At 38.1% G+C, this 25,803-nt stretch carries 24 protein-coding genes; 9 read left to right on the top strand and 15 right to left on the bottom strand.

The window, feature by feature from the left end:
* Nucleotides 1–95: 95 nt before the first annotated feature.
* The gene (locus tag OQX63_RS01535) at nt 96–677 is read right to left on the bottom strand and encodes a DUF4142 domain-containing protein (protein WP_265849132.1); all 582 of its coding nucleotides are present in this window, start codon (nt 675–677) and stop codon (nt 96–98) included.
* A gap of 368 nt (nt 678–1,045) precedes the next feature.
* The gene (locus OQX63_RS01530) at nt 1,046–1,246 is read right to left on the bottom strand and encodes a hypothetical protein (protein ID WP_265849131.1); all 201 of its coding nucleotides are present in this window, start codon (nt 1,244–1,246) and stop codon (nt 1,046–1,048) included.
* A gap of 236 nt (nt 1,247–1,482) precedes the next feature.
* Between OQX63_RS01530 and OQX63_RS01525 the strand changes: the two genes are divergently transcribed.
* Both OQX63_RS01525 and mobA read left to right on the top strand, forming a co-directional pair.
* Complete coding sequence (locus tag OQX63_RS01525) at nt 1,483–2,127, top strand: Crp/Fnr family transcriptional regulator (protein ID WP_265849130.1); 645 nt, start codon at nt 1,483–1,485, stop codon at nt 2,125–2,127.
* A gap of 127 nt (nt 2,128–2,254) precedes the next feature.
* Nucleotides 2,255–2,848 carry a molybdenum cofactor guanylyltransferase gene (gene mobA, locus OQX63_RS01520; protein ID WP_265849129.1) on the top strand — a complete coding sequence of 198 codons (594 nt, stop codon included), beginning with the start codon at nt 2,255–2,257 and terminating at the stop codon, nt 2,846–2,848.
* Nucleotides 2,849–3,008: 160 nt separating this feature from the next.
* Here mobA and OQX63_RS01515 read toward each other — a convergent pair whose 3' ends face one another.
* The 7 genes from OQX63_RS01515 to nirB form a co-directional block, all read right to left on the bottom strand.
* Nucleotides 3,009–4,490 carry a rubredoxin gene (locus OQX63_RS01515; RefSeq protein WP_265849128.1) on the bottom strand — a complete coding sequence of 494 codons (1,482 nt, stop codon included), beginning with the start codon at nt 4,488–4,490 and terminating at the stop codon, nt 3,009–3,011.
* 3 nt (nt 4,491–4,493) lie between these two features.
* Complete coding sequence (locus OQX63_RS01510; RefSeq protein WP_265849127.1) at nt 4,494–5,000, bottom strand: nitrate reductase associated protein; 507 nt, start codon at nt 4,998–5,000, stop codon at nt 4,494–4,496.
* A 196-nt stretch (nt 5,001–5,196) separates the two neighbouring features.
* The gene (locus OQX63_RS01505; RefSeq protein WP_265849126.1) at nt 5,197–8,745 is read right to left on the bottom strand and encodes a nitrate reductase; all 3,549 of its coding nucleotides are present in this window, start codon (nt 8,743–8,745) and stop codon (nt 5,197–5,199) included.
* 36 nt (nt 8,746–8,781) lie between these two features.
* On the bottom strand, nt 8,782–10,149 hold the full coding sequence (locus OQX63_RS01500; RefSeq protein WP_265849125.1) for an MFS transporter: 1,368 nt from the start codon (nt 10,147–10,149) through the stop codon (nt 8,782–8,784).
* A 34-nt stretch (nt 10,150–10,183) separates the two neighbouring features.
* On the bottom strand, nt 10,184–10,579 hold the full coding sequence (locus tag OQX63_RS01495; RefSeq protein WP_265849124.1) for a hypothetical protein: 396 nt from the start codon (nt 10,577–10,579) through the stop codon (nt 10,184–10,186).
* 58 nt (nt 10,580–10,637) lie between these two features.
* The gene (gene nirD / locus OQX63_RS01490) at nt 10,638–10,988 is read right to left on the bottom strand and encodes a nitrite reductase small subunit NirD (RefSeq protein WP_265849123.1); all 351 of its coding nucleotides are present in this window, start codon (nt 10,986–10,988) and stop codon (nt 10,638–10,640) included.
* Nucleotides 10,989–11,021: 33 nt separating this feature from the next.
* The gene (gene nirB, locus OQX63_RS01485; protein ID WP_265849122.1) at nt 11,022–13,535 is read right to left on the bottom strand and encodes a nitrite reductase large subunit NirB; all 2,514 of its coding nucleotides are present in this window, start codon (nt 13,533–13,535) and stop codon (nt 11,022–11,024) included.
* A gap of 232 nt (nt 13,536–13,767) precedes the next feature.
* Here nirB and cobA point away from each other — a divergent pair, with 232 nt between their 5' ends.
* Nucleotides 13,768–14,532, top strand: a complete 765-nt coding sequence (gene cobA / locus OQX63_RS01480; protein ID WP_265849121.1) for a uroporphyrinogen-III C-methyltransferase — start codon at nt 13,768–13,770, stop codon at nt 14,530–14,532.
* Between the two features lie 249 nt (nt 14,533–14,781).
* Here cobA and OQX63_RS01475 read toward each other — a convergent pair whose 3' ends face one another.
* The 3 genes from OQX63_RS01475 to OQX63_RS01465 all read right to left on the bottom strand — a co-directional run bounded on the left by OQX63_RS01475 (nt 14,782) and on the right by OQX63_RS01465 (nt 17,278).
* Entirely contained in the window at nt 14,782–15,501 is a 720-nt protein-coding gene (locus OQX63_RS01475) for a DUF481 domain-containing protein (protein ID WP_265849120.1), read from the bottom strand.
* Between the two features lie 43 nt (nt 15,502–15,544).
* Entirely contained in the window at nt 15,545–15,796 is a 252-nt protein-coding gene (locus OQX63_RS01470) for a hypothetical protein (RefSeq protein WP_265849119.1), read from the bottom strand.
* 132 nt (nt 15,797–15,928) lie between these two features.
* Nucleotides 15,929–17,278, bottom strand: coding sequence for an alpha-L-fucosidase (locus tag OQX63_RS01465; protein ID WP_265849118.1), 1,350 nt, complete (start codon nt 17,276–17,278; stop codon nt 15,929–15,931).
* Nucleotides 17,279–17,468: 190 nt separating this feature from the next.
* Between OQX63_RS01465 and OQX63_RS01460 the strand changes: the two genes are divergently transcribed.
* Nucleotides 17,469–18,320: an SDR family oxidoreductase gene (locus OQX63_RS01460; protein ID WP_265849117.1), complete on the top strand. Its 852-nt coding sequence runs from the start codon at nt 17,469–17,471 to the stop codon at nt 18,318–18,320.
* A gap of 32 nt (nt 18,321–18,352) precedes the next feature.
* Nucleotides 18,353–19,177 carry an ion transporter gene (locus tag OQX63_RS01455; protein ID WP_265849116.1) on the top strand — a complete coding sequence of 275 codons (825 nt, stop codon included), beginning with the start codon at nt 18,353–18,355 and terminating at the stop codon, nt 19,175–19,177.
* 51 nt (nt 19,178–19,228) lie between these two features.
* Here the strand turns inward: OQX63_RS01455 and OQX63_RS01450 are convergent, their stop codons facing one another.
* Nucleotides 19,229–19,540 carry a hypothetical protein gene (locus OQX63_RS01450; RefSeq protein WP_265849115.1) on the bottom strand — a complete coding sequence of 104 codons (312 nt, stop codon included), beginning with the start codon at nt 19,538–19,540 and terminating at the stop codon, nt 19,229–19,231.
* A 167-nt stretch (nt 19,541–19,707) separates the two neighbouring features.
* Here OQX63_RS01450 and OQX63_RS01445 point away from each other — a divergent pair, with 167 nt between their 5' ends.
* From OQX63_RS01445 to OQX63_RS01435, 3 genes are all read left to right on the top strand, one after another.
* Entirely contained in the window at nt 19,708–20,394 is a 687-nt protein-coding gene (locus OQX63_RS01445; RefSeq protein WP_265849114.1) for a DUF4142 domain-containing protein, read from the top strand.
* Between the two features lie 243 nt (nt 20,395–20,637).
* Nucleotides 20,638–22,542, top strand: coding sequence for a glycoside hydrolase family 97 protein (locus OQX63_RS01440; RefSeq protein ID WP_265849113.1), 1,905 nt, complete (start codon nt 20,638–20,640; stop codon nt 22,540–22,542).
* Between the two features lie 243 nt (nt 22,543–22,785).
* Nucleotides 22,786–23,382: an FMN-dependent NADH-azoreductase gene (locus OQX63_RS01435; RefSeq protein ID WP_265849112.1), complete on the top strand. Its 597-nt coding sequence runs from the start codon at nt 22,786–22,788 to the stop codon at nt 23,380–23,382.
* Between the two features lie 104 nt (nt 23,383–23,486).
* Here the strand turns inward: OQX63_RS01435 and OQX63_RS01430 are convergent, their stop codons facing one another.
* A complete protein-coding gene (locus OQX63_RS01430) occupies nt 23,487–23,849 on the bottom strand; it encodes a response regulator transcription factor (RefSeq protein ID WP_265849111.1) in 363 nt (120 codons plus the stop codon).
* A gap of 291 nt (nt 23,850–24,140) precedes the next feature.
* On the opposite strand from OQX63_RS01430, the gene OQX63_RS01425 reads away from it, so the two are divergent.
* The gene (locus OQX63_RS01425; RefSeq protein WP_265849110.1) at nt 24,141–24,455 is read left to right on the top strand and encodes a hypothetical protein; all 315 of its coding nucleotides are present in this window, start codon (nt 24,141–24,143) and stop codon (nt 24,453–24,455) included.
* Between the two features lie 201 nt (nt 24,456–24,656).
* Here the strand turns inward: OQX63_RS01425 and mnmA are convergent, their stop codons facing one another.
* Nucleotides 24,657–25,748, bottom strand: coding sequence for a tRNA 2-thiouridine(34) synthase MnmA (mnmA, locus tag OQX63_RS01420; protein WP_265849109.1), 1,092 nt, complete (start codon nt 25,746–25,748; stop codon nt 24,657–24,659).
* Nucleotides 25,749–25,803: the final 55 nt, after the last annotated feature.

The following is a 25,803-nucleotide window of genomic DNA, read 5'->3' as shown; positions in this document are numbered from 1 at the left end:
CAAATTAAAGGCGAATTGATGGATTTTAAAAAAAATCATTGAGAGATGGTTCATATGTTCTTGCACCTCTCTCAATGATAACATTAACAAACATGTTATTTCATGCTATCGTTTATTTTATTGATCATCCCTAAATGGCTTTGAACAATTGGTGCAGTTTTAGTTGCGAAAGATTTAAGATCTGCGTCTTTTCCATCTCTTGATTCATCTTCCATTAATTTTAAGGTAGATTTATGTCCGTCAACCATGGCATTTACATAAGCTTTATCAAAATCTGCACCTGTTTTTTTGCTTAGGTCGTCCATTTTTTTCTTGTGCTCATCATCTACTGTACTGGGAAGCGTAATGTTTTTTTGTTTTGCTATTGCCGTTAATTCGGTATTTGCCATACCATGGTCTTTAACCATCATGGTTGCAAATTCTTTAACCTGCGGATTACTGCTTTTTTCGAGGGCCATTTTTCCCAATTCTACTTCAGCCATACCGCCAACAGCCGCCTGTGTAGTAAATTTGGCATCAGCTTCTTCAACTGCAATTCCGCCAGTGGCTGCAACGTTCGAAGTGGTGTCTTTTGTCCTGTTTAAACTATCGGCATTTTCTTTGGCATCTTTATTTCCACCATTACAAGCCTGAAAGGCTAGGGCAGAAATGGCCATTACATACATTAACTTTTTCATATACATTGTTTTGTTGTATATGGATAACATGTTTTAGCGCAAAAGGGTTTTAAGCTTTTTGAATACTTGTGAGTTTGGATAACAATCAGTTGCTCAAAAAACTAAATAAGTTAACAGGGAGAAGTTGATATTCTGCTAAAAGCCCTGAAATGAATTACTTTCAGCGAGCTCGGTTTACTTCTTAGCGCGCTATTTCATTAAAAGTGGGGTGATGATAAAAGAAAGAATCTGTATCATAAATATAGAATTTTCATCATGAGTTTGTTGAAGAACCTGTTTCAAATGCATTAAAAGGCGTTTCGACAGGCTCAACGTGACAAATTCGATTGAATACAATTTATGATACAGGCTCTCTCTTGTTTAAATTTTTACAATTTTACCCTTTTCGCTTTTGGCTCTGGTTTTTCAGGTAATTGTATCGATAAAATCAAATCAATGCTTTCAGAATTGGTTTCATAATCGGCTGCAATTTTTTCCCATCTTTTTAATTCTGCCTGTAAGGTTTCGATTTCCTTACCTAATGATTCGATCTTATTCTGGATTGATTTCCTAACGTTAATATTTGCCATAACACAAAATTATGATTTGAAGGCATATCTTTAAACTTCTTTGTTGAAAGCGTGTATATAAAAAACGCTAAGTGTTCTATTTCAGCGAGTTTTATTCTTATAAAATTTTCAACAATAGTGAAGAACCGCGGAATTTGTGTGACATAGCATAAAATTGTGCAATCATTTGTTATTTTTACCCAACATCCCTGATAAATATGAAGAAAAACAATAGCTGCGATCTTAAAACCTGTTTTATGTGCCAACTCACGTTAAAAGAGTGGCATCCTGCTATTGAAGGTCATAAACGGAATTTTATCGCAAAAAAAGGGGAGGTGATTATCAAAGAAGGCGATCCTGTTAGCGGTGTTTATTTTGTAACATCAGGTAACGTGAAAGTACATAAGCAATGGGGGGATAAAGAACTGATTTTGCGTTTCGCAAATGATGGTGCCATAATTGGACATCGGGGAATCAGCAGTAGCATTTCTACTTACCCGATTTCCGCAACTGCATTAGAAACCACTAAACTTTGTTTTGTTGATATCGATTTTTTTAAAACTACCATAAAAGTAAACCAGGAATTTGCTTATGGTTTACTGATGTTTTATGCCGATGAACTGCATGCTTCGGAAAAGAAAATGCGTAATTTGGCTTTAATGTCGGTAAAAGGAAGACTTGCAGTAGCTATTTTAGGGTTAAGAGATCAATTTGGCTTAGATGAAGAAGGTTTTTTAAATCTGGCTTTAAGCCGTCAGGATCTGGCTGCCTTTACCGGTGCAACTTACGAAACCGTTTTTAGAACAATGAATGAGCTACTCGCTGAAAAATTAGTTGTAGTTAATGGAAAACAGATCGGCATTTTAAACGAGGCAGGACTAATTGATTTGAGTAGTAAATAATTAAGGTTTATACTTTTTAATTTTTTAAAATTCGATGTTGTCACACTGAGCGTAGTCGAAGTGTCTTTTCAAGACATTTGTTTCGCCAGGCTTAATTAATACCAAGTTTTTAAATTATTGATATTATATGTTGGGAATAGTTTTATGTGGTGGACAAAGTTTACGCATGGGCACCGATAAAGGTTTACTCAATCATCAGAATAAGCTTTGGGCTCAAGTGGTAGCTGATAAACTGATATCGCTAAACCTCCCCGTAAAGTTTTCAGTTAACCCATTGCAGCAATCCACTTATGCAGGTTATTTCGGCAATGAGCGATTGATAGTGGATGATCCTTCCCTTGATGTCAGAGGCCCTTTATTGGGCGTACTTTCTGCTCATTTATCAAATCCTGAAGAAGATTTGTTTTTATTGGCTTGCGACATCTTGTTGATGGAACCCAGGTTATTGGAAAAACTTATCCATTCCGCCAAAGCTGATGATGCTTTCGATGTCTATATTTTTACCAAAGACGGGCAACAAGAGCCCTTATGTGGGATTTATAAATCAGAAGGGTTAAAAAAAATTATCTTTATGCTTCAACATAATGCGCTGGTTAAGCATAGTATGAAATATGTATTAGGCAATTTACGGGTCAGCGAAATCGCTGTTGAGGACCATGATTATCGTTATTTCGGTAATTTTAATTCAAAAGAGGAAATAAAACGGCTATCGTCACCCTGACCTGTAGCGCAGCGGAAAGCTACAAAGTAAACCGAGCCTTAAGCGAACTCACCGCAGGTAATTCATTTCCGGGTCTATTTTCAAGAAAGATGCTGAAACAAGTTCAGCATGACGATCGAGTTGATGAGCGTTTAGAAAAAAATAAATTATTGCTTCAGATTTACAAAAGCTGTAATACTGATTGATCAATTTTAGTGAAATTATCTTTCTCCCCATCGCAAAGCGTACAGCAATAATCATCTGGTAAATCTTTAAATGCTGTACCCGGAGTAATGTCATTTTCAATTTCCCCGATCTGCTCGTTGTATACAGTTAAACAGTTATTACATTGATATAAAAAAATGCCATCTTTTATTGCAGTTTCTTCTATTTGGAAATTTTGTTTTTGTTTACCTGTTTTAATGGCATTTAAACGGTATTTGTAAAACTTAAATATCGAACGCCTTACTTGTTCTGGTAATAAAAAACTAGGATTACTTCTACTAAAAATTTCACCAGTACGCTCGTTAGGGCTAAAATCTTTCGCACACAAAATATCATAAACAGGAAATAGTTTTATACCCAGTAAATTAATAAGATGACGTTTTTGGATCAGGATACTACTGAAAACCTCACTTTTTTTACGCGTTTTAATGCCAAAGCAAATCCCGAATGTACGGGTATCATCAATGCTTAAATGTTTAACAAGGAAATTTTTTAATGCTAAGCCTTCGTTACAATTGTCTTCTACCTGAAAGTTAAGTTCGTTGGCCGCATGCCGCATATTGATCTCAAATTCTTCGAGCAAACTGTTCCAAAGGTTTTTGTCTTTTTCATCAATTCCTTTTATAATAATGGTTTTCCAGGAGGTACAGCACAACTGACCAAGTTTGGTTTCTAAACAAAGCTGACAGAGTTTTTTTAAAAACGCAATGTTGAAGAGTTCATCGCGCCTGTAAATACCCAGCCAATATTTATTGTTGTATCGGTTTAAACCTTCATAGTAGGGCAGGTTAAATGAAGATAGCGATACGGTATTTTCTGCTGGTTTAAGAATGAACCTTTCCGGATCTAATCGTGCAAAAAGATCTTCGCCATTAGCTAAAACATTATCAACAAAGCACCTTGGGTTGTTTGTAATAATGGTTTCTAATGCTCTAGTTACCTGTGCGATATGGTTAGTGTAGCAGAGTTGATTCCACTCGTAGGTTACATTGGTTTTAGGAAAGCGGATGATCAAATGCCAATAATGTTCTGATTGTGAAGAGGCAATCCAGTTAATATTTCCCGTTAACATGGGCGTAAAACTCTGATCACTATCGCAGATGTTCACTTTTATTGAAGGCTTAAAATCAATATCATCCAAAATATCTTTATACACACCTTCGGTAAGCCAGGTTTTTCGGATAAAAATCTCTTCGGCCGGGTATGAGCTGATGATGTTCGGGAAATTATTGCTGTCTACTCCATAGTCAATTCCAAGTTTATCCATTTCACCCGTAAAGATGTCAATATTGTAGCTCGTTGTATCAAGCAATAGCTGCTGGCGAAGGCCGAAACGAACATACTGAATCCTCGCTTTAGTTGCCGCAACCAGGATGTTGTACAGATTGCCCGGTGATATGATTCCACCCGGAAAGTTAATGACAATGGTTTGATACATAGCTTAACTGTTTAGAAGACCAAATTCTGCCATTGCTTTTGGGAAATTTTTGTTTTCATGCCCTGGCCTGCATAATTTTAAAAGCGCAAATCTTTGAATATTAGTGAGTTTTATCCATTGGTTTATAGAAAGGTGGAACTGCAGTTCAGCCAGTTTTTCTTTAAGCATTGCAGGGATTTGATGCAGATTTCCCCAGTCGGGTAAGGGTTCTATAGCCAAGGTTGTAGCCTGGTTGCCTGTGTATTTGGTAATCAGTCCAATCAGAAACTGATGATATTTATCTGTTTGTTTCTTGGTTGAAACTGGAAGTAGTGCCAGTAGGATTCTTTCGGATGGAAGAAATTTACTCCATTCGGCCAATTTTAATTTTATTCCTGCGTTATCCATTTTAAAACGCACGATCATGGGGATGCAACGCACATTTTCTTCAATAAAATCTTCTTCGAACTTAAAATATTCAATCCCTTTTAAATTTTTAAATTCTGAAGGAGTGAGTTTTATTTTCGTCATGTTATTTTAGTTTAAATATTCTTTAACAATCTATTGTCATTCCCGCGCAGGCGGGAATCTTAATGCAACCTACAAACCTGCCGTGGCATTACGATTCCCAATCAAGTTGGGAATGACGATACCCCGCGCCCGACCACCTCGACCCTGATTTTTTCCAAAACTTATTCTCAGGATGAAGAACCAACACAGTTTATGATTATTCTATTAAAGCAGGTTTTGGTTCTGTCTTAAGCACATTTACAAACGAATCTAAAATCGCTTTTACTTCTGGCCTGCAACTCCCACAACCCATTCCGGCACCTGTTAACTGGCAGAGCTGCAAATGATCTTTACAACCATCTTTAATTTTGTTGATAAGGTTGCCTTCCCCAACATTGTTGCAGCTGCATACGGTTTTGCCGATAATAGGTTCCGTTGTTTTACCGCTCCTCAACAGTTGAAGCCGCTTTTCGCTCAGCTCTATTTTATTTTCAATCAGGTTTCTAAATTCCAAAAACTCACTTTTATCGCCAATTAATATGGCCCCAACCAGTTTATCATTGTGTACAATGCACTTTTTATAGTAACGTTTGGCTTTATCAATAAAAACAATTTCCTCGTAAGTAGGGTCGTTGTTCGGGATTTCGGCCAAGCCTAAAGAGCAGAGTTCTAAACTGTGCATTTTTAGGATATTCATGAGCAGACTCCCTTGATAGAATTTCGCAATATCTCCACAGAGAAACCGCGCTACTATTTCTGCCTGTTGCTCTGCTGCCGCGGTAATACCGTACATCTGACCTTTAAATTCTGCAATTTCACCAATAGCATAAATGTCTTTTTCATTGGTTCTCAGGTATTCGTCAACCACAACTCCTCGTTTGCATTCAATTCCTGCTTCTTTAATCATTTCGGTATTTGGGACTGTCCCTATGGCGATCACCAAAGATTCGCAGTAGATCAATAGACCACTTTTTAAACGGATGCCTGAAATGTTTTTTTCTCCGATAATCCGGTCGGCTTCATCATTATAAAAAATCTCAATGCCTTTGCTGGTCAGTTCTTCATGTAGTAATTGACTGCCCAATGCATCCAACTGACGGCCCATTAATCTCGAAATCCGTTGGATAATCGTCACTTTTGATCCTGTTTCAGCCAAAGATGTAGCCAGTTCAATTCCCAATAAACCACCACCTACAATCACTACTTTTCCATTGGTGGTATCCACGTGTTTTTTAAAACTGTCGGCATCGTTACGGCTGCGCATGGTAAATATGCCGTTTAGTTTCGGGAGATCTTTAAGCACAAAAGCCCTGCTTCCGGTAGCCAGAAGCAGAATGTCGTAATAATGAACTTCTCCGTTGCTATCGGTAACGGTTTTGTCTTCTTTATTAATTTTGTCGATACCTAAACCACGGTGTAGTTTTATTCTGTAGTCCGTTTCCTCACTGTCACTCATTTTAATGAGGTTATGCCAGGGTAAAGTGCCAATAATATAATCAGGGAGAAGCACTCTGTTGTAAAATGGGAAATCCTCTTTACTAAAGATCTCAATATCATCTTCGGTATTTAAAGCCCTGTAGCTTTTAACAAAACCACAGGCACCGGCACCTGCACCAATCACGATAATCTTTTGCCGGGCTTTTTGATATAGTTTTACTTCTACTGCACTAAACTTAAAATCGGGTTCTTTGCTCTGCGGATCGACCAGGTTATTGGTGAGATTATTTACCCGGTTTAAATCACTTTTTAAGATTTTACCCCAGTGCATGGGCATAAAAACTACTCCGGGTTTAATATCCTCCGAAAATTTTGCTTTTACACGGACATTTCCACGTAAACTGGAAATTTCGATAATTTCATTGTCTTTAATGTTCCGTGTTCTGGCATCAATAGGATTAATTTCTAAAAAAGATTCGCTAATGTGCTGGTTCAGTTTATTTACCTTACCTGTTTTGCTGCGTGTATGCCATTGATCCCTGATTCTTCCCGTAGTTAAAATCAATGGATGTTCCGGTGTTAAAGCTTCCGATTGGTTCTGATCATCAAATGATAGAATATTGGCTTTTTTATCAGGTGTGTAAAACTGATGATCGGTAAATAACCTGGCTGTTCCAAATGCCTTTTCTTGCTTCGGATACGGCCATTGAACGGCTCTTTTCTCTCTTAAAATTTCATAATTAAGGCCACTAATATCGATATTGGTTCCTTCGGTAAGGGCTGCATGTTCATCATATATTTCGCTTGCATTTTTAAAACCGAAACCATGATAGCCCATTTTTTTTGCAAACCGGCAGATGATTTCCGAATCTGGCAGCACTTCTCCAGGTGCTTCGGTTACTTTGCTGAGGTAAGAAATATAACGCCCAGCGTTAGTCATGGTGCCTTCTTTCTCAACCCAGGCTGCTGCTGGTAAAACTACATCAGCATATTTTAATGTTTCTACAGTATTGCTAATGTCTTGAACAACTACAAATTTTGCTTTTTTTAAGCCTTCTTCGGCCATTCGGACATCAGGCAGGCTGATTAAAGGATTGGTACATAAAATCCATATTGCTTTCAATTTACCGGTATTCAGCTCATCGAACATTTCGGTGGCAGTTAACCCTGGTTTAGACTCTATAGTACCCAAGGGGATCTGCCAAAATTTCTCGACCTCATTGCGGTGATTCTCATTGCCTAAAACACGGTGTGCCGGTAATAAATTACTTAAACCGCCAACTTCTCGTCCACCCATGGCATTTGGTTGCCCGGTAAGTGAAAAAGGTCCGCTTCCTGGTTTGCCTATATGACCTGTAATCAGGTTCAGGTTAATGAGCGAAAGGTTCTTGTTCGTGCCCACCACACTTTGATTAAGTCCCATCGTCCACATGCTGATAAAACCTTTTGCATTGCCGATATAAGACGCAGCCAAACGGATATCACTTTCTTCGATACCACAAATAGCTGCTGCCTCTGCCAATGAGGTCCCGAAAACAGTAGCACGGTATTTTTCATAACCATTAGTACTGTTAGTGATAAAATCAAGATCAACTTTTCCATCTTCAATCAAACATCTGCCAATGGCGTGGTGTAGGGTAATATCGGTACCCGGATTAATCTGTAAATGAACATTGGCGATTGAACAGGTTTGTGTTTTCCTGGGGTCGCTAACAATAATTTTTAAATGAGGATTTTTCTGTTTTGCGGCTTCAACACGGCGCCACAGGATAGGATGGCACCATGCTGGATTTGCGCCTGCAACAAAAATACAATCGGCAGTTTCAATATCATCGTAACTAATGGGCACGGTATCTTCACCTAAGCTCATTTTATAACCAACAACCGCACTGCTCATACATAAGCGGCTGTTGGTATCGATGTTATTGCTGCCGATAAAACCTTTGATTAATTTATTTACTACGTAATATTCTTCTGTTAAACATTGTCCGCTGGCATAAAAGGCCACGCTATCCGGACCGTGTTTTTTAATCAATGCTTTAAAAACGGCTGCTGTTCTTTCCAGTGCGGTATCCCAGCTTACCCTTTGGAGAGGCATGTTTTTGTTGTAGCGCATTTCGGGGTAGAGCAGCCTGTCGCTTTTGTCATTTGCTGTATAATGAAGATTCATGCCTTTACTGCACAGCATACCTTTGTTTACAGGATGGTTTTTGTCTCCTTCAACAGTTATGCGCTCATGGATATCTTTATTTACCACAATACCACAGCCCACTCCGCAATAACAGCAGGTGGTTGTTTTGTTAGGCGATATGTTTTTTTCTTCTTTCAAATGATCGGCTTGTATAGTAGATTTTGTTAACGTTATTTATTTGCCAGGGGTAAGCACCAGGTCTTCTATTTGTGATGTTTTTTGTGCCATAACGGTTCTGAAAATGAATACTGCCACGCCAATTCCGAGGATAATAAAGCCAAGTAAGGTAAACGCGCTGGTATAATCGATCAGATCTTTTTGAACGCTAAGTCCGTTTTCAATTACATTTTTAGACGCGTGACTGGCCTTAGCTTTAAACATAAAGGCGATAAGCATGGCGCCGATATTTCCACCAGCACCTACAATACCTGCTACACTACCAACTGCAAGCGGATTAATGAATGGAACAAGGCTGTAAGTTGCACCATTGGCCATTTTTAAACTTAAGCCGAAAACAAACATCATGAAAATGGCCATCCCGATATTGCCCGATTTTGCAAACCAGATTAAACCAACCCCTTCTACCAAAAGCAACAAGGCGAGCAAAAGTGTTTTGCCATCAAATCCCCAGGTTTTACCAATTTTATCGGCAACAATTCCGCCCAATGGTCTGGCGAAAATATTAATCCAGCCAAAAATGCCTGCAACCATTCCGGCCACAGCTATGGTTGCGCCAAATGAATCTGTAAAAAAGATCGGTGCAAAGTTGTCTACCGTAATTTCTACACCAAAACAGGCTGCGTAGGCAATGGTTAAAATCCAGGTACGGTAATCTTTTGCAGCGAGCAAGAAGGTATTTTTGTTGCTTTTTACGTCTTCATCTTTCAGGTTTTTAAAATCTCCCTGGGGGCTATCCAATGTGAAACGGTGATATAAAAAAGCACAGATCAAAAGCATTACGCCAGGAAAAATCATGGCATAACGCCAGCTGTCTTCAGTACTGCAAAAACCAAGAGCCGTAAAACCGGATGCAATTAATGGCATAAATAAATTGGCTGCACCACCGCCAGCGTTTCCAAAACCTCCTGCCGTTGCATTGGCTGTCCCTTTAATATTGGGTGCAAACATAATCGAAGTATGAAATTGGGTAATGACGAATGATGCACCAATTACGCCAATGGCCAGGCGGAAAAGCAAAAAAGAAGTGTAAGAGTGACTGGTTCCGATTAATAAAACCGGAATCGCGCAAAGCACCAGAAGCCAGGTATAGATCAGTTTTGGGCCAAATTTATCAATCAATCTGCCAATGAGTAAGCGGGCAATAATAGTAGCCGATACCGAGGCAATTTGAATGTTACCCACCTGATCTTTGGTAAGGTGAAGCTGTTCTCTTGCTATCTTCATCAAAGGCGCCATTCCGAACCAGGCGAAGAAACAGAAGAAGAAAGTTAACCAGGTAATATGAAAGGTCTTCATCTGAACACCTTTGAGCGAAAATATATTTAATTTATCTAGCGGTTTAGTAATGGTGCTTAGTGTCATAACGTTCGGTTTAAGCGTAAATGAATAGGTTCTTTTAAAATTTATAGCCAAAACCTACACCAACGTTCCATTCGCCATTTTTGACTGCAGTTTTAGGGTTGTAATATAAGGGCACTTGTAAAGCGATATGGCGAAAGGCTGTTGTTAAGCCAAAACCAAGATTAGGGGTTAGGGCTGCATTTTTTGGCGCTCCGGCAGCCACTTTATCTTCTTTAATTCTTAAACTGGGCAATAGTCCCAATAAAACGGTGTAAGGTTTTTTACTGAATTTGATGCCCGGGCCTGTACAGTTTATAAAAGCACCATGATCAACATATCCGGCAACAATAGTACCGTCGAATAAAACAGCTTTAGTTTGCGATTTAGCTGAAAAAGAGAACAAGGTAAGTGCGAGGCAGCCTGTTATGGCTACATAATTAGAAATTTTCATGTCGGTTTGGTTTGGGTTAAATTTTAATCCCGAAAAGTTTAAATCTTAAGTGGTCAGGTTAAGATTTTGGCGTTGTACCAATATAAACAGTTCCGTTTTCTATCTTTACAGGATAGGTTTTTATGGCGCATTCGTCGCCGCTTAAACATTCGCCGGTACTCAATGAGAATGTTTTTTTATGGAAAGGGCAGGCTACCTTAGGTTCATCAGTAGTAGAGCCAATCATTCCACGGCTTAATGCCATTTGCTTTTTGTGCGGGCATTCATTTTGTGTGGCGTACCATTCATTTCTCCTGGTGAAATAGAAAAGTGCAATCTGATCTTCACCATGTTTTACGCAAACGCCACCATTCTCAATGGCATCTTCGACTCGGCAGGCTGCAAGCCAATTTGATTGTTCATTCATCATTTAGGGGTTTATTAGGTTTGTAACGGTTCTTGATTAAACTGTTTTCCATTCGGCTGTTCTTTTTTGTCCGCGCATTTCAACAAATTCTATGGTTGGGTCTTTGTCTTCCGGTGCATTTACAAAATGAGAGAACCGCTTTCTGATGGCAGGATTTTCAACGGCTTCTTTCCACTCGCATTTGTAAGAAGCGATTAAATTTTCAATTTCATTTTCCCATTGAGCGGCCATCCCTAAACTATCGTTGATGATTACGTTCCGCAGGTAATCTATTCCACCTTCCATTTTGTTCAGCCAGGTTGCGGTTCGGGTAAGAGGATCAGCTGTGCGGATGTAAAACATCAAAAATCTGTCGATGTATTGGATACAGGTTTCGCTGTCGAGATCTGTTGCCAGTAAAAGAGCATGTTGAGGCTTGCTTCCTCCATTTCCGCATACATATAAATTCCAGCCTTTTTCTGTGGCTATAATCCCAAAATCTTTACTTTGGGCTTCTGCACATTCCCTGATACAGCCACTTACCGCTGATTTAAATTTATGCGGCGCACGGATACCTCTGTATCTCTCTTCGATTCTGATGGCAAAACTCACGCTATCATGCAAACCAAATCTGCACCAGGTACTGCCCACACAGCTTTTAACTGTTCTTAAGCCTTTTCCGTAAGCATGCCCGCTTTCAAAACCTGCTGCGATTAGTTCCTCCCAGATAATAGGAAGGTCGTTAAGGTGTGCCCCAAACATATCAATCCGCTGACCACCTGTAATTTTGGTGTAGAGGTTGTATTTTTTAGCTACTTCGCCAATTACTATCAATTTATCAGGCGTAATTTCTCCACCCGGAACCCTAGGTACTACAGAATATGAGCCGCCTTTTTGAATGTTAGCCAGAAAACGGTCGTTACTATCCTGTGCCACATCGTTTCCTTTTTTAAGGATCATTTCATTCCACAGGCTGGCTAGGAGCGATGATACCAATGGTTTACATACTTCGCAACCATCATTTTTGCCCAATGTATCTAGTACTTCATCATAACTTTTTAATTCATGAATATGAATGAGGTCAAAAAGTTCTTGCCTACTATAATTAAAGTGTTCACAGATAACGTTTTTAATGTATTTGCCCTGCGATTTTAAAGTATAAGTCATTAAATCTTTAACCATTGGCAAACAACCACCACAGCCTGTGCCTGCTTTGGTGCATTTCTTCAGGTCATCGATGTTTTCGCAAGAGCCATCAGCAACTGCCGAGCAGATGTCGCCTTTACTAACACCTTCACAGCTACAGATCAATGCACCGTCTGGTAAACCTGTAATTCCGGCTCCGCCTGCAGGTTCGCTTCCGCCACGTGCACCCAGAATTAGTTCCTCAGGGTTTTCTGGTAATACAATCCGGTTATTAGAGGTTTGCAACAGCAGGTTATATGCTGTTGCATCTCCAATTAATATACCTCCTAAAAGGTATTGCCCGTCATTACTAACATTTATTCTTTTATAAACTCCTTTGTGTTTGTTTTCGAAGATGATGGTACGGCAATCCGGCTCGGTGATAAAATTATCTCCAAAACTGGCCACATCAATGCCGATTAGTTTGAGTTTGGTGCTCATATCAAATCCGGTAAATGTTTTATCACCTTCGCAAAGATTTGCGGCCAATACCTCGGCCATTTCGTAGCCTGGCGCAATCAAACCATAAATCATTCCATCGTATAAAGCACATTCGCCAATGGCAAATACCGCTGGATCGTTGGTCTGCATTTTTTTGTCAACTACAATTCCGCCCCGTGGACCAACTTCAATGCCGCAGGCTTTCGCTAGTTCATCGCGTGGTTTTATGCCGGCAGAGATCACCAGCATGTCGACATCTAAAGCGGTATCATCACTAAACTTTAATGCACTAATACAGGCATCACCTTCAATGCTCGTGGTATTTTTATTTAAATGGATCTGTAAGCCTAAATCTGCCAGCTTCGATTTAAGCATATCGCTACCTGCAGCATCAATTTGCCTGGGCATTAAGCGCGGTGCAAATTCAATAATACTCGTTTTTTCAATCCCCAGATCAATTAAGGCTTTAGCGGCTTCTAGTCCTAATAAACCGCCTCCTATAACTGAAGCTGTTTTAGCCTTTTTTGCGTAACTACTAATGAGATCAAGATCTTCTATAGTACGGTAAACAAAAACGCCTTCTTTTTCAATGCCAGGGATGTTAGGAACGAAAGCGCCTGAACCAGTAGCAAAAACAAGAATATCGTAGTTGTAATCCACACCATTGGCAGTATAAACTTTTTGAAGGTCGCGGTCTATTTTAGTAACCGGGTTATTGAGAAATAGGCTAATATTTTGTTCCTGATACCAATTTTCTGTAGAAAGGGAGAGGTTATCGGCGGTTTTGCCATTAAAATATTCACTTAAATGAACACGATCGTAAGCTCTACGGGGTTCCTCTCCAAAAACAACAAGATTAAAAGAAGAAGTTTTTGATCTAATCTTTTCGCAGAATTTATATCCCACCATTCCATTTCCTATTACGATTATTTGTGGTTCTTTCATAAATCTTAAAGGTGTTTAGTGTTTTTTAGTTCCTGATTATTTGTTTTGATGTGGTTTTTATTAAAAAAATCGATATACAAACACATAATTTAATGTTTATATGATTTTTAATATTCAAATATAGGTTATAATTAAATTAAAAGTTATTAAATCATGATTTTTATCATAAAATATTTAACTTTTTAATAAATTATCATCACTTTTATATTTAAATAGTTAAATAATTAAAATTATGAATCAAAAAAATACTGATTTTGGACTTTTTATAATGGGTGGAGGTCCAGGGGATCCTGAATTAATCACAATGAAAGCTTTTAATGTGTTAAAAAGAGCAGAAGTTATTCTTTATGACAACTTAAGTAATGAAAAATTACTGGAAATTGCTCCGAAAACATGCAAAATGATCTATGTTGGCAAGCAACCCTATGAAAAATACACCCCACAAGAGAAAATAAATGAATTAATAGTCGAAAATGCCCAAAATTACCAGGTAGTAGTGCGTTTAAAGGGTGGAGATCCTTTTATTTTTGGCAGAGGTTTCGAAGAACTGATTTATGCGGAGGCCAGGGGCATTAAATGTCATTATATCCCAGGTATAAGTAGTATGCAGGGTGCAGGTTTTATTGATGTGCCCTTAACTCACCGGGGAATTAGTGAAAGTGTCTGGATACTTACCGGAACTAAAAAGGACGGGAGCTTAACCAACGATTTAAAATGTGCCATGAAAAGTTCGGCTACAGTGGTGATATATATGGGGATGAAAAAAGTTGGCGAAATTTCTAAAGCTTATTGCGATGCGGGTTTAGGTGATATGCCTGCCGCAATTATTCAGCATGCTACCTTACCCAATCAAAAGCAAGTAGTATGTTCAGTGCAAAATTTACAGGAATCTGCAGAACAGGCGGGTTTAACTTATCCGGCTATTATTATTATAGGTAATGTGGTGCAAGCTAAAGCCTATGCGAATTTAAATCAGGCAGAATTATTGTCAGCTTAGATAGTTTATTAGTTCAATGGTCATTGGTTCATTAGTCGTTGGTTCATTAGTCATTGGTTAACCTGTTAATTGATACATCTTAACTCTCTTAAGTTCTTAATGGTCAGCTAATGGGTTAAGTGTTTAAATTGGTTAATTGACTCCCAGCACCAAACTAAACAGCCCTTCGACTCCGCTCAGGGTGACCAATCTAAATAATCTACTCAAGACTTTGGACTACAGACTGAGGACTTCGGACTGAATACTAACCTAAAAATACTTATCAAGCGTTAACCCATAGGTAAGGTTCAGGTTTTCGCTACGCGTAATATTCAATTTATTATAATTCAGTGCCGTAGTGAGGCTTATCCATTTGCGGAGTTTTAAACCAAGTGTAGTGGTAGAGCGGATGATGTGATCGCCTTTTCTATCGAAAGAATTTTGTAAAAAATGATTCCCGTCAATCGTAATCAGTTCCTTTATGGCAAAATGATATTGTAACCTTAATGAATTCCGATAAGTGTGGTAGCTATCGCCTACAATTAAACTACTTTGATCAAATAATACCCCGTCGCTCAGGTTGATATAGGCATTGGGTTTGTCTAATACGCTATAGGCGATGCCTCCGCCAGCCAGCAATTGGTTTTTTAATTTTAACGAATAACTGGTATTATAATTTACCAAACCCCAATAATAAAAGTGCGGGAAGGTTTTGTATAGGTTAAAGTTTAAGGTGGTCGAAAAATCGTTGTTGGTTAAATCACTATTCTGCTTGCCATAAAGCCATGCGGTAGTTGAATTTAAAACAAAACTTTTCTTTTTCATACCAAAATTAAGCGCATTGTTTAATAAATAGGCACGGTCTTCATTGGTGCGGTTAATCGATCCGGTTGAAGTAAGCAGTACATGGTAATTGGTACTATCGGCATATTGAGCGTTTGATTTAAAATAGCATATAAAAAAGACAAATGGCAGTACTATAAACTTCATAAGCAACTTAACATTTATCGCTATCAATATGTTTAGTTAGAATTTAATTCTGGTCGTACCATTTTGGTACTGGTATATATTCCCTGTTCCAGATTATTTCATTATTTTCATTTTTATAACCGGCGGATATCAATACGATACGTGGCTCTTCTGCTACAATTTCTTTTTTAAACTGGTAAGCATCAACGGCTAAATGCTGATAAAGTTTATCCTGTTCTATTTTATTATCTGCTAATAGAATCAAAGCATTTTCGCCTGTTTTAAGGGTATAAATAAATGCACCTTTTACTTTCATGATAGTTTTTAATGTAAGACAATAAAAACCATGATATGTTTTGTTCGATTTTGATTAGAGAACATAAAGCCCGATCAACAAAAAAGCCCGCAGGATTTAACTCGCAGGCTTCCGATGATTAATATGGGTTGATTAGTTTAGCGTTAATTCAATTACAGGAATTTCAAAATCAGGCTTTTTCTTGGGTAGCTTTAATACCAGCGTATTACCAGTTGATTTTTCATTGTCGATCTGTACCTCCGAATTATCATGTAAAAACTGTGCATATTTCGTTTTGTCTTTATAACCTTCTAAAGTAATGGAATCAGTATTAGGATATTCGAACAAGTGCACATATAATTTTTTGGTGTCTTTGTTATAGGTAAGTTTTACCCCTTCAGGTGCTTTAAATTCGGATGAAGCAAAAGTACAGTGATAAATCGATTTCGAATTCGCGTGCATCCAAAGGCTTAGGCTATCTAAAGCAATGTTTGCTCTGTTATCAAATTCGCCGCGGGCAGTAGGACCAACATTTAACAATAGGTTGCCGCCATTGGCTACCGAAGTAATTAATAGGTCCAGTAATTTTCTATTGCTTTTCCAGGTGTTTTCATCGCGATGGTATCCCCATGAGCCTGAAAAGGTTTGACAGGTTTCCCAAACTTTTCCGCGGTATTTTTCCAATTCTTTCGGACTAACCTGTTCGGGTGTTTCAAAATCTGTACCATCTTCATAATCATTAAGATCCAAACGGTTATCTACAATAATTTGTGGCTGCAGTTTTCTAATTTGCTTAAGTAATGCAACCGAGCCCCAATCATCACGGCCTTTACCGTGTTTGCCGGGATATGAAAAGTCGGCCCATAGAATATCGATTTTCCCATACCTGGTTAACAGTTCCGTTACCTGATCGTATAGATATTTACGATATTTAGCCATATCCCTGTTTTTGTTTAATGCTGCATATTCAGCTTCGTTATCATTATTGGGTTTTAAGGGATGATACCTATCAACTGTAAAATCAGGATGGTGCCAATCAATAAGCGAATAATAAAACCCTACTTTGATGCCTTCTTCGCGGAAAGCTTCCACAAATTCTTTTACCAGGTCTCTTTTTGCCTGTGTATTGATGGCTTTATAATCGGTGTATTTGCTATCAAACAAGGTAAAGCCTTCATGGTGTTTGGTGGTGAGTACGGCATATTTCATTCCTGCCGCTTTAGCTTCCTTTGCCCACTGTTTGGGGTTGAATAAATCAGGATTAAACTGATCGAAATATTTCTGGTAGTTTTCGTTGGTGATGTGTTCATTGCTTTTAACCCATTCGTGGCGCGCTGGCAATGCATACAAACCCCAGTGGATGAACATGCCAAAACGGGCATCTGTCCACCATTCCATTCTTTTGGTTTTTTCGGCAGCAGTTTCATTCCCTAATCTTTTTTGAGCAAAACCAGGTAAGGTTAAGCCCAATATAAACAAAGCGGATAAAATTGTTTTTCTCATTTTCGGTTTCTTTTGGTTAGCATTTAATAGGCTAATTTACTGAGGTATATCCTTTCAAAATGGCGGCCTATGAGCAAAATATTAAGTTAAATTGGTTTAAATGCTAACGGGCAAGGTTTAGGTTCTTAAAACTTTGAAGAAGATATTCTTGTTTAATTGGCAGTATTGAAACTTAATTAGACAAGAAGCGATGAAAACAAAAAAAATACCTGCCAAACAAAATAAACAACCGGGGATAGAAGCGAAAATGGATCCAAAACCTGAAGTAATTAAAGCAAACTATAAGGGTGCCGGTAAACTGAATGATAAGGTTGCGCTAATTACAGGTGGAGACAGTGGGATCGGCCGTTCGGTGGCTGTCCATTTTGCCAGAGAGGGTGCTGATGTGGCCATTGTTTATCTGGATGAAGATATTGATGCAAAAGAAACCCGGAAAATGGTTGAAGCTGAAGGTAAAAGTTGTTTATTGATTAAAGGAGATGTAAAAAAGCCTTCGTTCTGTAAAAAAGCTGTAGAAACAACGGTTAAAAAGTTTGGAAAGATCAATATTTTGGTTAATAATGCCGGAATGCAGGTTCCACAGAAAGATCCAAAAAATATCGACGATAAACAATTGGAAGACACCTTCCGTACCAATATATTTGGCTATTTTTACTTTGCACACGAGGTGTTGGCGTATCTTCAGGCAGGCGATACCATTATCAATACCACGTCGGTAACGGCTTACCGTTCTTCGCCAAATCTGATCGATTACTCTTCAACAAAAGGAGCGATAACATCTTTTACCCGTTCGCTGGCTACAAATTTAGCCAAAACCGGTATCCGCGTAAATGCTGTGGCACCTGGCCCGGTGTGGACACCACTTATTGTATCTACCTTTGATGAAAAAAAAATTAAATCATTTGGTTCTGAAACAGCAATGGAAAGAGCAGGCCAGCCCTCAGAGCTTGGACCGTCTTATGTATTTCTGGCCTCAGAAGATGCTTCCTTTATTACGGGACAGGTAATACACGTTAATGGCGGGGAAGTGGTAAATGGGTAATTTCTGTTACCTTTAAAACTACTTGAAAAACTATGGCATCAGATTCATCTAAAAATTGGCGTTTTAAGCTTCACGAGATTATTTACGAATCGAATACACCGGCTGGTAAAGCTTTTGATGTGGGCCTGTTAATTGCCATTTTTTCCAGCATTATTGTGGTGATGCTTGATAGTGTGGTCAGTATCCATCAGCAATATGGCAAATTGTTTAACATTACCGAATGGATTTTTGCCGCGCTTTTCACCATCGAATATATTTTAAGGTTGATCAGTATCAGAAAACCGATTCGATATGTAATCAGCCCTTTAGGAATCATTGATCTGATCGCTTTATTACCATCTTATTTAAGTATATTTCTTATTGGTGCACAATCTTTGCTGGTTTTCAGGGCGTTAAGGCTGCTTCGTGTTTTCAGGATATTCAAACTCGGACATTTTTTAACAGAGATTAATTTCTTAACTCAGGCATTAAAAAGTAGTGTCCGCAAGATTAGCATATTTCTGCTTACTGTGTTAACCATCACGGTAATTTTGGGTTCTATTATGTATTTGGTAGAAAAACGGGAAAATGGTTTTTCAAACATCCCCGAAAGTATTTATTGGGCTATTGTAACCATCACAACTGTGGGATATGGCGATATTTCGCCTATTACACCATTAGGTAAATTTGTAGCTTCCGTTGTGATGTTAATTGGTTATGCCATTATTGCTGTACCTACAGGGATTATTACCCATGATATTGCGCTTGCAGCAAGGCAGAAAAAAGAAATGGCCGAATCTTGTCCGGGCTGTAGCAGGGAAGGACATGATAGCGATGCCTTATTCTGTAAATATTGTGGATCATCTTTGTTTAAATAAAAATGCCAGACAATTTTTGCCTGGCATCTTATACCCTCGATTTAAAATGTCTTATAACATTTCATCGTCTTCCTTTTCATAAGTGTTTGGATCTTTGTCCAATTCCGTTACATCAGATTCGTTGTAGTCTTCCGAATCACTTTCCAAAGCGTCATCATCTTCATTTTCAGGGTCTTCAATCTCTTCATTAAGCTGTGTGCCTTCGCCATCAGCAAAAGGAATTTCATCTTCGGTATACTCATCATCTTCAGATGGTTCCGGAGTAGCATGACCTTCAGATGCATTTCCTTCAGAGCGATTGATCTGGAATTGTTCAATATTTTGAATTTCTTCTTCTGGTTGGTTGTTTTCTTGATTTTCCATAGTGTAAGTTTTTATAATAGAACAGGGTAAAATTGGATTAAGTTTAGTGGAAATTTAAAATCTTAACCCCCTGATGTTGTATGGTAGTTAAATAAGAAAGTTTATTGTTGAAACTTTTTAAATGTTGCCAGGGTTCTATAAATGCGTTATACCTTAATTACTTAATTATGAAAAACCGTTTCAAAACCAGGGAAATAGCAGTAGTGGGAATGATTATTTCAGCTACTTCATTTAATGCAATTGCAAAAACCGATTGGCATTATTCAACCTTAACTGATTATACACAAAGGCAAGATACCATAACTACTGCGCAATTTTTGCAACAGGCGGCAATTGCAGGAATGAAAGAGGTTTTAACAGGAAAGCTTGCTGCAGATAAAGCAACCGATAAAAAAATTAAAGCATTTGGCCAAATGATGGTTGATGATCATATTAAGGCCAATGAAGAATTAAGGTTATTAGCAAAACTCAAAAAAGTAGCGCTGCCTATGAGTAATCCGGAGGGTGGGCAACGGCCTGACGGCAGGGTTGATTCTGCTCCTGATAATTTGAAAGATACTTCCCGTACCAAAAATGCCGGTGGCGAAGCGGGTAATACCGGTTTGGCACAAAAAACGATTAATGAAACAACAGAAGCTGAAGTAACCCAAGCGATAAATCAGTTGAATAATTTAAGTGGAAGTGCGTTTGATAAAACTTATGTAGAAATGATGGTTTCGGATCATCAAAAAGCTGTTTCCTTGTTTGAAAAAGCAGCTCAATCTTCTGACGCTGATATTAAAAGATATGCCGGGAAATGTTTACCCATACTAAAAAAGCATTTAAAGCAAGTGAGTGCTTTAGCTGGAAAATAGTTTTTAATAACATTTTAAGGAAACAGAAGAGCTGGTTTAATGTATTAAGCCGGCTCTTTGCATATATGATGTTTTTCAATCTTTTCCTTATAAATTTATTAGTATCACAAAGAAATCTCTTGCGAAATCAAAAACTTGTTTAACTTTATTAAACTAAAACGATTTATTAAGCTTTTTGATGTAAAAAACTAATCAAATATGAAAAAATACCTATTGCTATCTATTTTTTTGCTGTGTTTTACAATGAAACTATTTAGCGCACCTATTGAACTATTATCGCCCGATAAGCGTATTAAAATATCGGTAAATATTAAAGATAAGATCGGTTATGCTGTTACTTTTAATGGCGATCCGTTTTTAACCGATTCATATCTTCAGTTAAATCTGGATCAAGCTAAACTGGGTGCTCATGCAAAACTGATCAAAAAGACACTTTCTACAGTCAATACTATTTCTAACCCGGTAATTCCACTTAAAAACAGTACGGTGGTAAACCATTATAACCTGTTGAAACTCGATTTTAAAGGCGATTTCAGTATCGAATTCAGGGCTTATAACGATGGGATTGCTTATCGCTTCATTACCAATAAAAAAGATTCAATCAGGATAAACAGTGAAGATGTGCACCTCAATTTTAATGATAATGTAAAAGCCGCATATCTGGAAACGGGTAGTTTTAAAACCGCTTACGAAATTCTGTACCGTCAGGATGAACTTGGAAAAGTAAATAAGGATAAAATGAGTGTGCTGCCAATTTTATTCAATACCGGTAAATATAAAGCACTATTATCAGAAGCTGATCTCTACGATTACCCGTGTTTATTTGTAAAAGCAGTAAACGATAAAAGTATTGATGCCGTTTTTCCGAAAGTGCCTTTGGCTTTTGGAGAAGATGGCGACAGAAGCAAGAAGATTTTAAAAGAAGCCGATTATATTGCCGCAACTACCGGAAAAAGATCCTTTCCATGGCGCTTTTTGGTCATTAGCGATAAAGACACCCAATTGGCAGCCAACCAAATGGTGTATAAACTGAGTACCCCTAACCAGTTGCAGGATACGAAATGGATAAAACCTGGTCAGGTGACCTGGGAGTGGTGGCACAACGCCTATGTTTATGGGGTAGATTTTAAATCAGGTTATAATCAGGATACCTATAAATATTACATTGATTTTGCTTCAAAATTTGGTATTCCTTACATCATTATGGACGAAGGATGGGCAAAAACCACCTTAAATCCTTTCGAGCCAAATCCAACTATCAACCTGCAGGAACTGATTGCTTATGGCAAACAAAAAAATGTAAAAATTGTACTTTGGTTTACCTGGCTAGCGGTAGAGAATAACTTTAATATTTTCGAAACCCTGGAGAAATGGGGCATTGCAGGGGTAAAAATTGATTTCATGGATAGGAGCGACCAGTGGATGGTGAATTATTATACACGCGTAGCCAAAGAAGCGGCCAAACACCATATTTTAGTCGATTTCCATGGAGCATTTAAACCTGCAGGTTTAGAGGTGGCTTATCCAAACGTACTTTCTTATGAAGGGGTTATCGGAATGGAGCAAAACATTGGAGGCGGTCTGGCTACCCCAAACAACAATTTGTTTCTTCCATTTTTGCGTAATGCAGTAGGGCCTATGGATTACACTCCGGGAGCTATGCGTTCGGCACATAAGCAAGATTATAAACCCAGCTGGGTAAATACCATGAGCATTGGTACAAGGGCACATCAGCTGGCTATGTATATTGTTTTTGAAAGTGGTTTTCAAATGTTGGCCGATAATCCTTTTAACTATTTAAGAGAGCCTGAAACCACATCGTTCATTACAAGCGTTCCCGTAACCTGGGATGAAACCAGAATTCTGGATGCCAGCGTTGGCGAATATATCGTTACCGCAAAACGTAAAGGCGAAAAATGGTTTATTGGTGCTATGGGCAACGATCAAAAACACGACCTGAAAGTTGAGGCTGGTTTTTTGAAACCAAATACAAACTACCAGATCACCCTGATCAAAGATGGCATTAATGCTGATTTTCAGGCGATGGATTTTAAACGTATCGTAAAACCAATCAAAGCAGGAGAAACAATCGACATCAATATGGTAAAAGACGGCGGATTTGTAGCAGTGATTGAGCCGGTTAAGTAGTGTAATTATAAATAAATCGTCATTCTCGCGCACGCGGGGATCTTAATGCAAATAAAATCATACCTTAATGTATTACGATTCCAAATCAAGTTGGGAATGACGACTTTTCAATAAATCATAGTAACTCTCTTTTTCGTTATGAAAGAATAGCCGCTATACTAAAGGATAGCACTATCCTTTGGTATAGTAATAGCTTTTTGATACTTTGTATCCATAATTTTGCCAGACATAAAAAGGCAAAAAATGAAAATATTACATCTTATATCAAGCCCTAGAGGCAAGGCATCTTTCAGTATTAAATTGGGAAATGCCATCGTAGAAAAATTACAGGCTGCAAATCCCGGTAGTACATTAACAACTCACGACCTTACCAATACCCCATTTCCACATTTGGAAGAGGTACACATCAATTCTTTTTTTACACCGCAAGAAAATCATACCGCAGAATTTACGGAAGCAATAAAACATTCAAATGAGGCCATTGCCGAACTTAAAGATGCTGATGTGATTGTAATCGGTGCGCCGTTGTATAATTTCGGTATCCCTTCTACTTTAAAAGCATGGATCGATCATATTGCACGTGCCGGTCAAACATTTAGCTACTCAGAAAAAGGCCCTGAAGGTTTGGTGAAAAACAAAAAAGTATATCTGGCGATTTCTTCCGGTGGTGTATATTCAGAAGGACCGATGAAACCTTATGATTTTACAGAATCTTATCTAAGATCTGTTCTTGGTTTTATGGGTATGACCGATATCACTGCATACCGTGCAGAAGGCGTAAGCATTCCAGATTTGAAAGATCTGGCTTTAGATAAAGCAATCGAAAGTATAGCCATTTAAGCAGTTTATTAGTCATTAGTTCATTGTTATTGGTTTAATTATTAGATTTTCATTCTACTGAAAACTTTTGACTAATGACTATGGACTAATGACTCTGTACTAAACTAGGCTGCCAGATACTTTTCAACCCTGTAAGCAAAATCGTTCAGGTCGAATGGTTTGTTAATAAAATCTTCCGCATCGCATTTAGCCTTAACTGCACTCAGGTGATTATTGGCCGACATCACCATTACCGGAATATGATGTGTTTTAATATTTCCTTTCAATGCATTACAGATTTCCAGGCCGTTTCCATCAGGTAACATAATATCAAGAATGACCATGTCTGGTAGCTGTTTACTCATTTGAAACCAAAACTCCTTTGTGTTTGGACAGGCTTTTACCTCGTGAAGCTCTTCGATTAATAGAAATTCGATAATTTCTCTAATATTCGGATTGTCTTCCACTACATAGATGCACTTTTTCATAAGCTCAACTTTTGTTATATGGATAACTGATCTAACTATCAGATGTTTAAGATATTTATGCACAATTTATGAGTTATCAACCTCATTTTAGCTCATGTCATGCATTTCTATAATTTTTACCTTGACTAAAAAAAACATAAAAATAAATTTTGATACTAATTTTTTTAGTATAGATTTGCTTTTGGAGAAACAGAATAAAAAAATTATCATCGAGTTTATTCGATGTATAATGAATGATTTTAAACAAAAGACATCTTTCTCGGTTTTTTTGCTGATATATTTATTTTTTCTATGACCGTTACCGTTTTAGCCATACTCGAAACAGATTTTAAACCAGATCTTTCATTAGGTAGAATTATGAATGAAAGACTAAAGGTGGCTGCTGCAGATCTGCAGGATATTCATTTACAACATTTACATGCAATTGGGCAACGTAGTGATGATTTGGTGGTTTACATCAGTTATAACCCAAAATATAAAATCAGGTGGCGTGTTGTTAATGATGTGCCAGAAGATGTAGAAAACTTTGTAGCCCAAACTTGCGGTAATTTAGGTTACATTCAATGGAAAACCGCATCAATTAATGTTTTTAAGGGAAGTGAATAATAATGGATGTTACCTTGATTTAATTTTTTATTCATTATCGATCTGTCATGAGATTAGCAAATGTATATTGAGTAGTATAATTGCAAAAGATGCTGAAACAAGTTCAGCATGACGGATTGTATCGGTATGTCGTCACCCTGAACCGAGCCCTAGCGAGCTCACCGAAGGTAATTTATTTCAGGGTCTATGCAGACGATCAGACTAAACCAAAAATCCTCCACCCAATAAATCATTGCCTTCATAAAATACAGCCGATTGGCCAGGAGCAATTGCTGAAACATGATGATCGAATACCACGCGCATTTTATCTTTTTCCTGAACAATTGTGCTTAACATACCTGCATCTTTGTAACGGATTTTGGTAATCACATCACTCATTGGTTCCTCAATGCTTTCGTATTTAATTAAATTAATATTACGCACCATAGCTTCACGGCGTTCAAGCTCATCAGCTTTGCCTAAAACAACTGTATTGCTTTCTGGTAGGATCTGCGTTACAAACATAGGCTCACCAAAGGCAACACCTAATCCTTTACGTTGACCGATGGTATAAAAAGGATAACCTTTATGTTGTCCAACGACCATTCCATTACTTAAAATAAAATTTCCGCCAGCCACTCTGTCTTCTAAATCGGCTACTTTATGTTTTAAGAAAGCCCTGTAATCGTTATCCGGTACAAAACAGATTTCATAACTTTCCGATTTTTTGGCCAGTTCTTCCTGCCCCATATCCAAAGCCATCTGTCTGATTTCAGACTTCGCAAAACTGCCCAATGGGAATTTAGTGCGCGAAAGGTTTTCTTGAGAAACACCCCACAGTACATAAGATTGATCTTTATTTTCGTCTTTACCTTTAGAAATTACATAACGGCCGCTATCTTGTTGGCGGATATTGGCATAATGCCCCGTTGCAATAAATTCGCAATCCAGTTTATTGGCACGTTTTAAAAGTGCTTCCCATTTAATATGCGTATTACATAAAACACAAGGATTTGGTGTTCTTCCGGCAAGATATTCATCTACAAAATTATCTATCACATAATCGCCAAATTCATCCCTGATATCCAGAATATAATGGGGGAATCCATAATTTACGGCAAGCGTCCGGGCATCATTAATGCTATCCAGTGAGCAACAACCAGTTTCCTTACTGCTACCGCCAGAAGTAGCATAATCCCAGGTCTTCATGGTTAATCCAATAACCTCATAACCCTGCTCATGCAACATTACAGCCGCTACCGAACTATCAACCCCGCCACTCATGGCTACCAGAATTCTACCGTGTTTACTCATCTTAAAAATATAAGGTTGCAAAAATAAGGTTTATTTAGCTGAAATTATTTAAAGG

It is taken from the genome of Pedobacter sp. PF22-3 (assembly GCF_026239555.1).
Taxonomy (GTDB): domain Bacteria; phylum Bacteroidota; class Bacteroidia; order Sphingobacteriales; family Sphingobacteriaceae; genus Pedobacter.
Note: the sequence above shows the minus strand (reverse complement) of the source record. Positions and strands in the feature narration are given on the sequence as shown.

What these genes read in the sequence shown, in the direction of transcription:
- OQX63_RS01535 (WP_265849132.1), bottom strand. Translation starts at nt 677, where the DNA reads ATGAAAAAGTTAATGTATGTAATGGCCATTTCTGCCCTAGCCTTTCAG.
- OQX63_RS01530 (WP_265849131.1), bottom strand. Translation starts at nt 1,246, where the DNA reads ATGGCAAATATTAACGTTAGGAAATCAATCCAGAATAAGATCGAATCA.
- OQX63_RS01525 (WP_265849130.1), top strand. Translation starts at nt 1,483, where the DNA reads ATGTGCCAACTCACGTTAAAAGAGTGGCATCCTGCTATTGAAGGTCAT.
- mobA (WP_265849129.1), top strand. Translation starts at nt 2,255, where the DNA reads ATGTTGGGAATAGTTTTATGTGGTGGACAAAGTTTACGCATGGGCACC.
- OQX63_RS01515 (WP_265849128.1), bottom strand. Translation starts at nt 4,490, where the DNA reads ATGTATCAAACCATTGTCATTAACTTTCCGGGTGGAATCATATCACCG.
- OQX63_RS01510 (WP_265849127.1), bottom strand. Translation starts at nt 5,000, where the DNA reads ATGACGAAAATAAAACTCACTCCTTCAGAATTTAAAAATTTAAAAGGG.
- OQX63_RS01500 (WP_265849125.1), bottom strand. Translation starts at nt 10,149, where the DNA reads ATGACACTAAGCACCATTACTAAACCGCTAGATAAATTAAATATATTT.
- OQX63_RS01495 (WP_265849124.1), bottom strand. Translation starts at nt 10,579, where the DNA reads ATGAAAATTTCTAATTATGTAGCCATAACAGGCTGCCTCGCACTTACC.
- nirD (WP_265849123.1), bottom strand. Translation starts at nt 10,988, where the DNA reads ATGATGAATGAACAATCAAATTGGCTTGCAGCCTGCCGAGTCGAAGAT.
- nirB (WP_265849122.1), bottom strand. Translation starts at nt 13,535, where the DNA reads ATGAAAGAACCACAAATAATCGTAATAGGAAATGGAATGGTGGGATAT.
- cobA (WP_265849121.1), top strand. Translation starts at nt 13,768, where the DNA reads ATGAATCAAAAAAATACTGATTTTGGACTTTTTATAATGGGTGGAGGT.
- OQX63_RS01475 (WP_265849120.1), bottom strand. Translation starts at nt 15,501, where the DNA reads ATGAAGTTTATAGTACTGCCATTTGTCTTTTTTATATGCTATTTTAAA.
- OQX63_RS01470 (WP_265849119.1), bottom strand. Translation starts at nt 15,796, where the DNA reads ATGAAAGTAAAAGGTGCATTTATTTATACCCTTAAAACAGGCGAAAAT.
- OQX63_RS01465 (WP_265849118.1), bottom strand. Translation starts at nt 17,278, where the DNA reads ATGAGAAAAACAATTTTATCCGCTTTGTTTATATTGGGCTTAACCTTA.
- OQX63_RS01460 (WP_265849117.1), top strand. Translation starts at nt 17,469, where the DNA reads ATGAAAACAAAAAAAATACCTGCCAAACAAAATAAACAACCGGGGATA.
- OQX63_RS01455 (WP_265849116.1), top strand. Translation starts at nt 18,353, where the DNA reads ATGGCATCAGATTCATCTAAAAATTGGCGTTTTAAGCTTCACGAGATT.
- OQX63_RS01450 (WP_265849115.1), bottom strand. Translation starts at nt 19,540, where the DNA reads ATGGAAAATCAAGAAAACAACCAACCAGAAGAAGAAATTCAAAATATT.
- OQX63_RS01445 (WP_265849114.1), top strand. Translation starts at nt 19,708, where the DNA reads ATGAAAAACCGTTTCAAAACCAGGGAAATAGCAGTAGTGGGAATGATT.
- OQX63_RS01440 (WP_265849113.1), top strand. Translation starts at nt 20,638, where the DNA reads ATGAAACTATTTAGCGCACCTATTGAACTATTATCGCCCGATAAGCGT.
- OQX63_RS01435 (WP_265849112.1), top strand. Translation starts at nt 22,786, where the DNA reads ATGAAAATATTACATCTTATATCAAGCCCTAGAGGCAAGGCATCTTTC.
- OQX63_RS01430 (WP_265849111.1), bottom strand. Translation starts at nt 23,849, where the DNA reads ATGAAAAAGTGCATCTATGTAGTGGAAGACAATCCGAATATTAGAGAA.
- OQX63_RS01425 (WP_265849110.1), top strand. Translation starts at nt 24,141, where the DNA reads ATGACCGTTACCGTTTTAGCCATACTCGAAACAGATTTTAAACCAGAT.
- mnmA (WP_265849109.1), bottom strand. Translation starts at nt 25,748, where the DNA reads ATGAGTAAACACGGTAGAATTCTGGTAGCCATGAGTGGCGGGGTTGAT.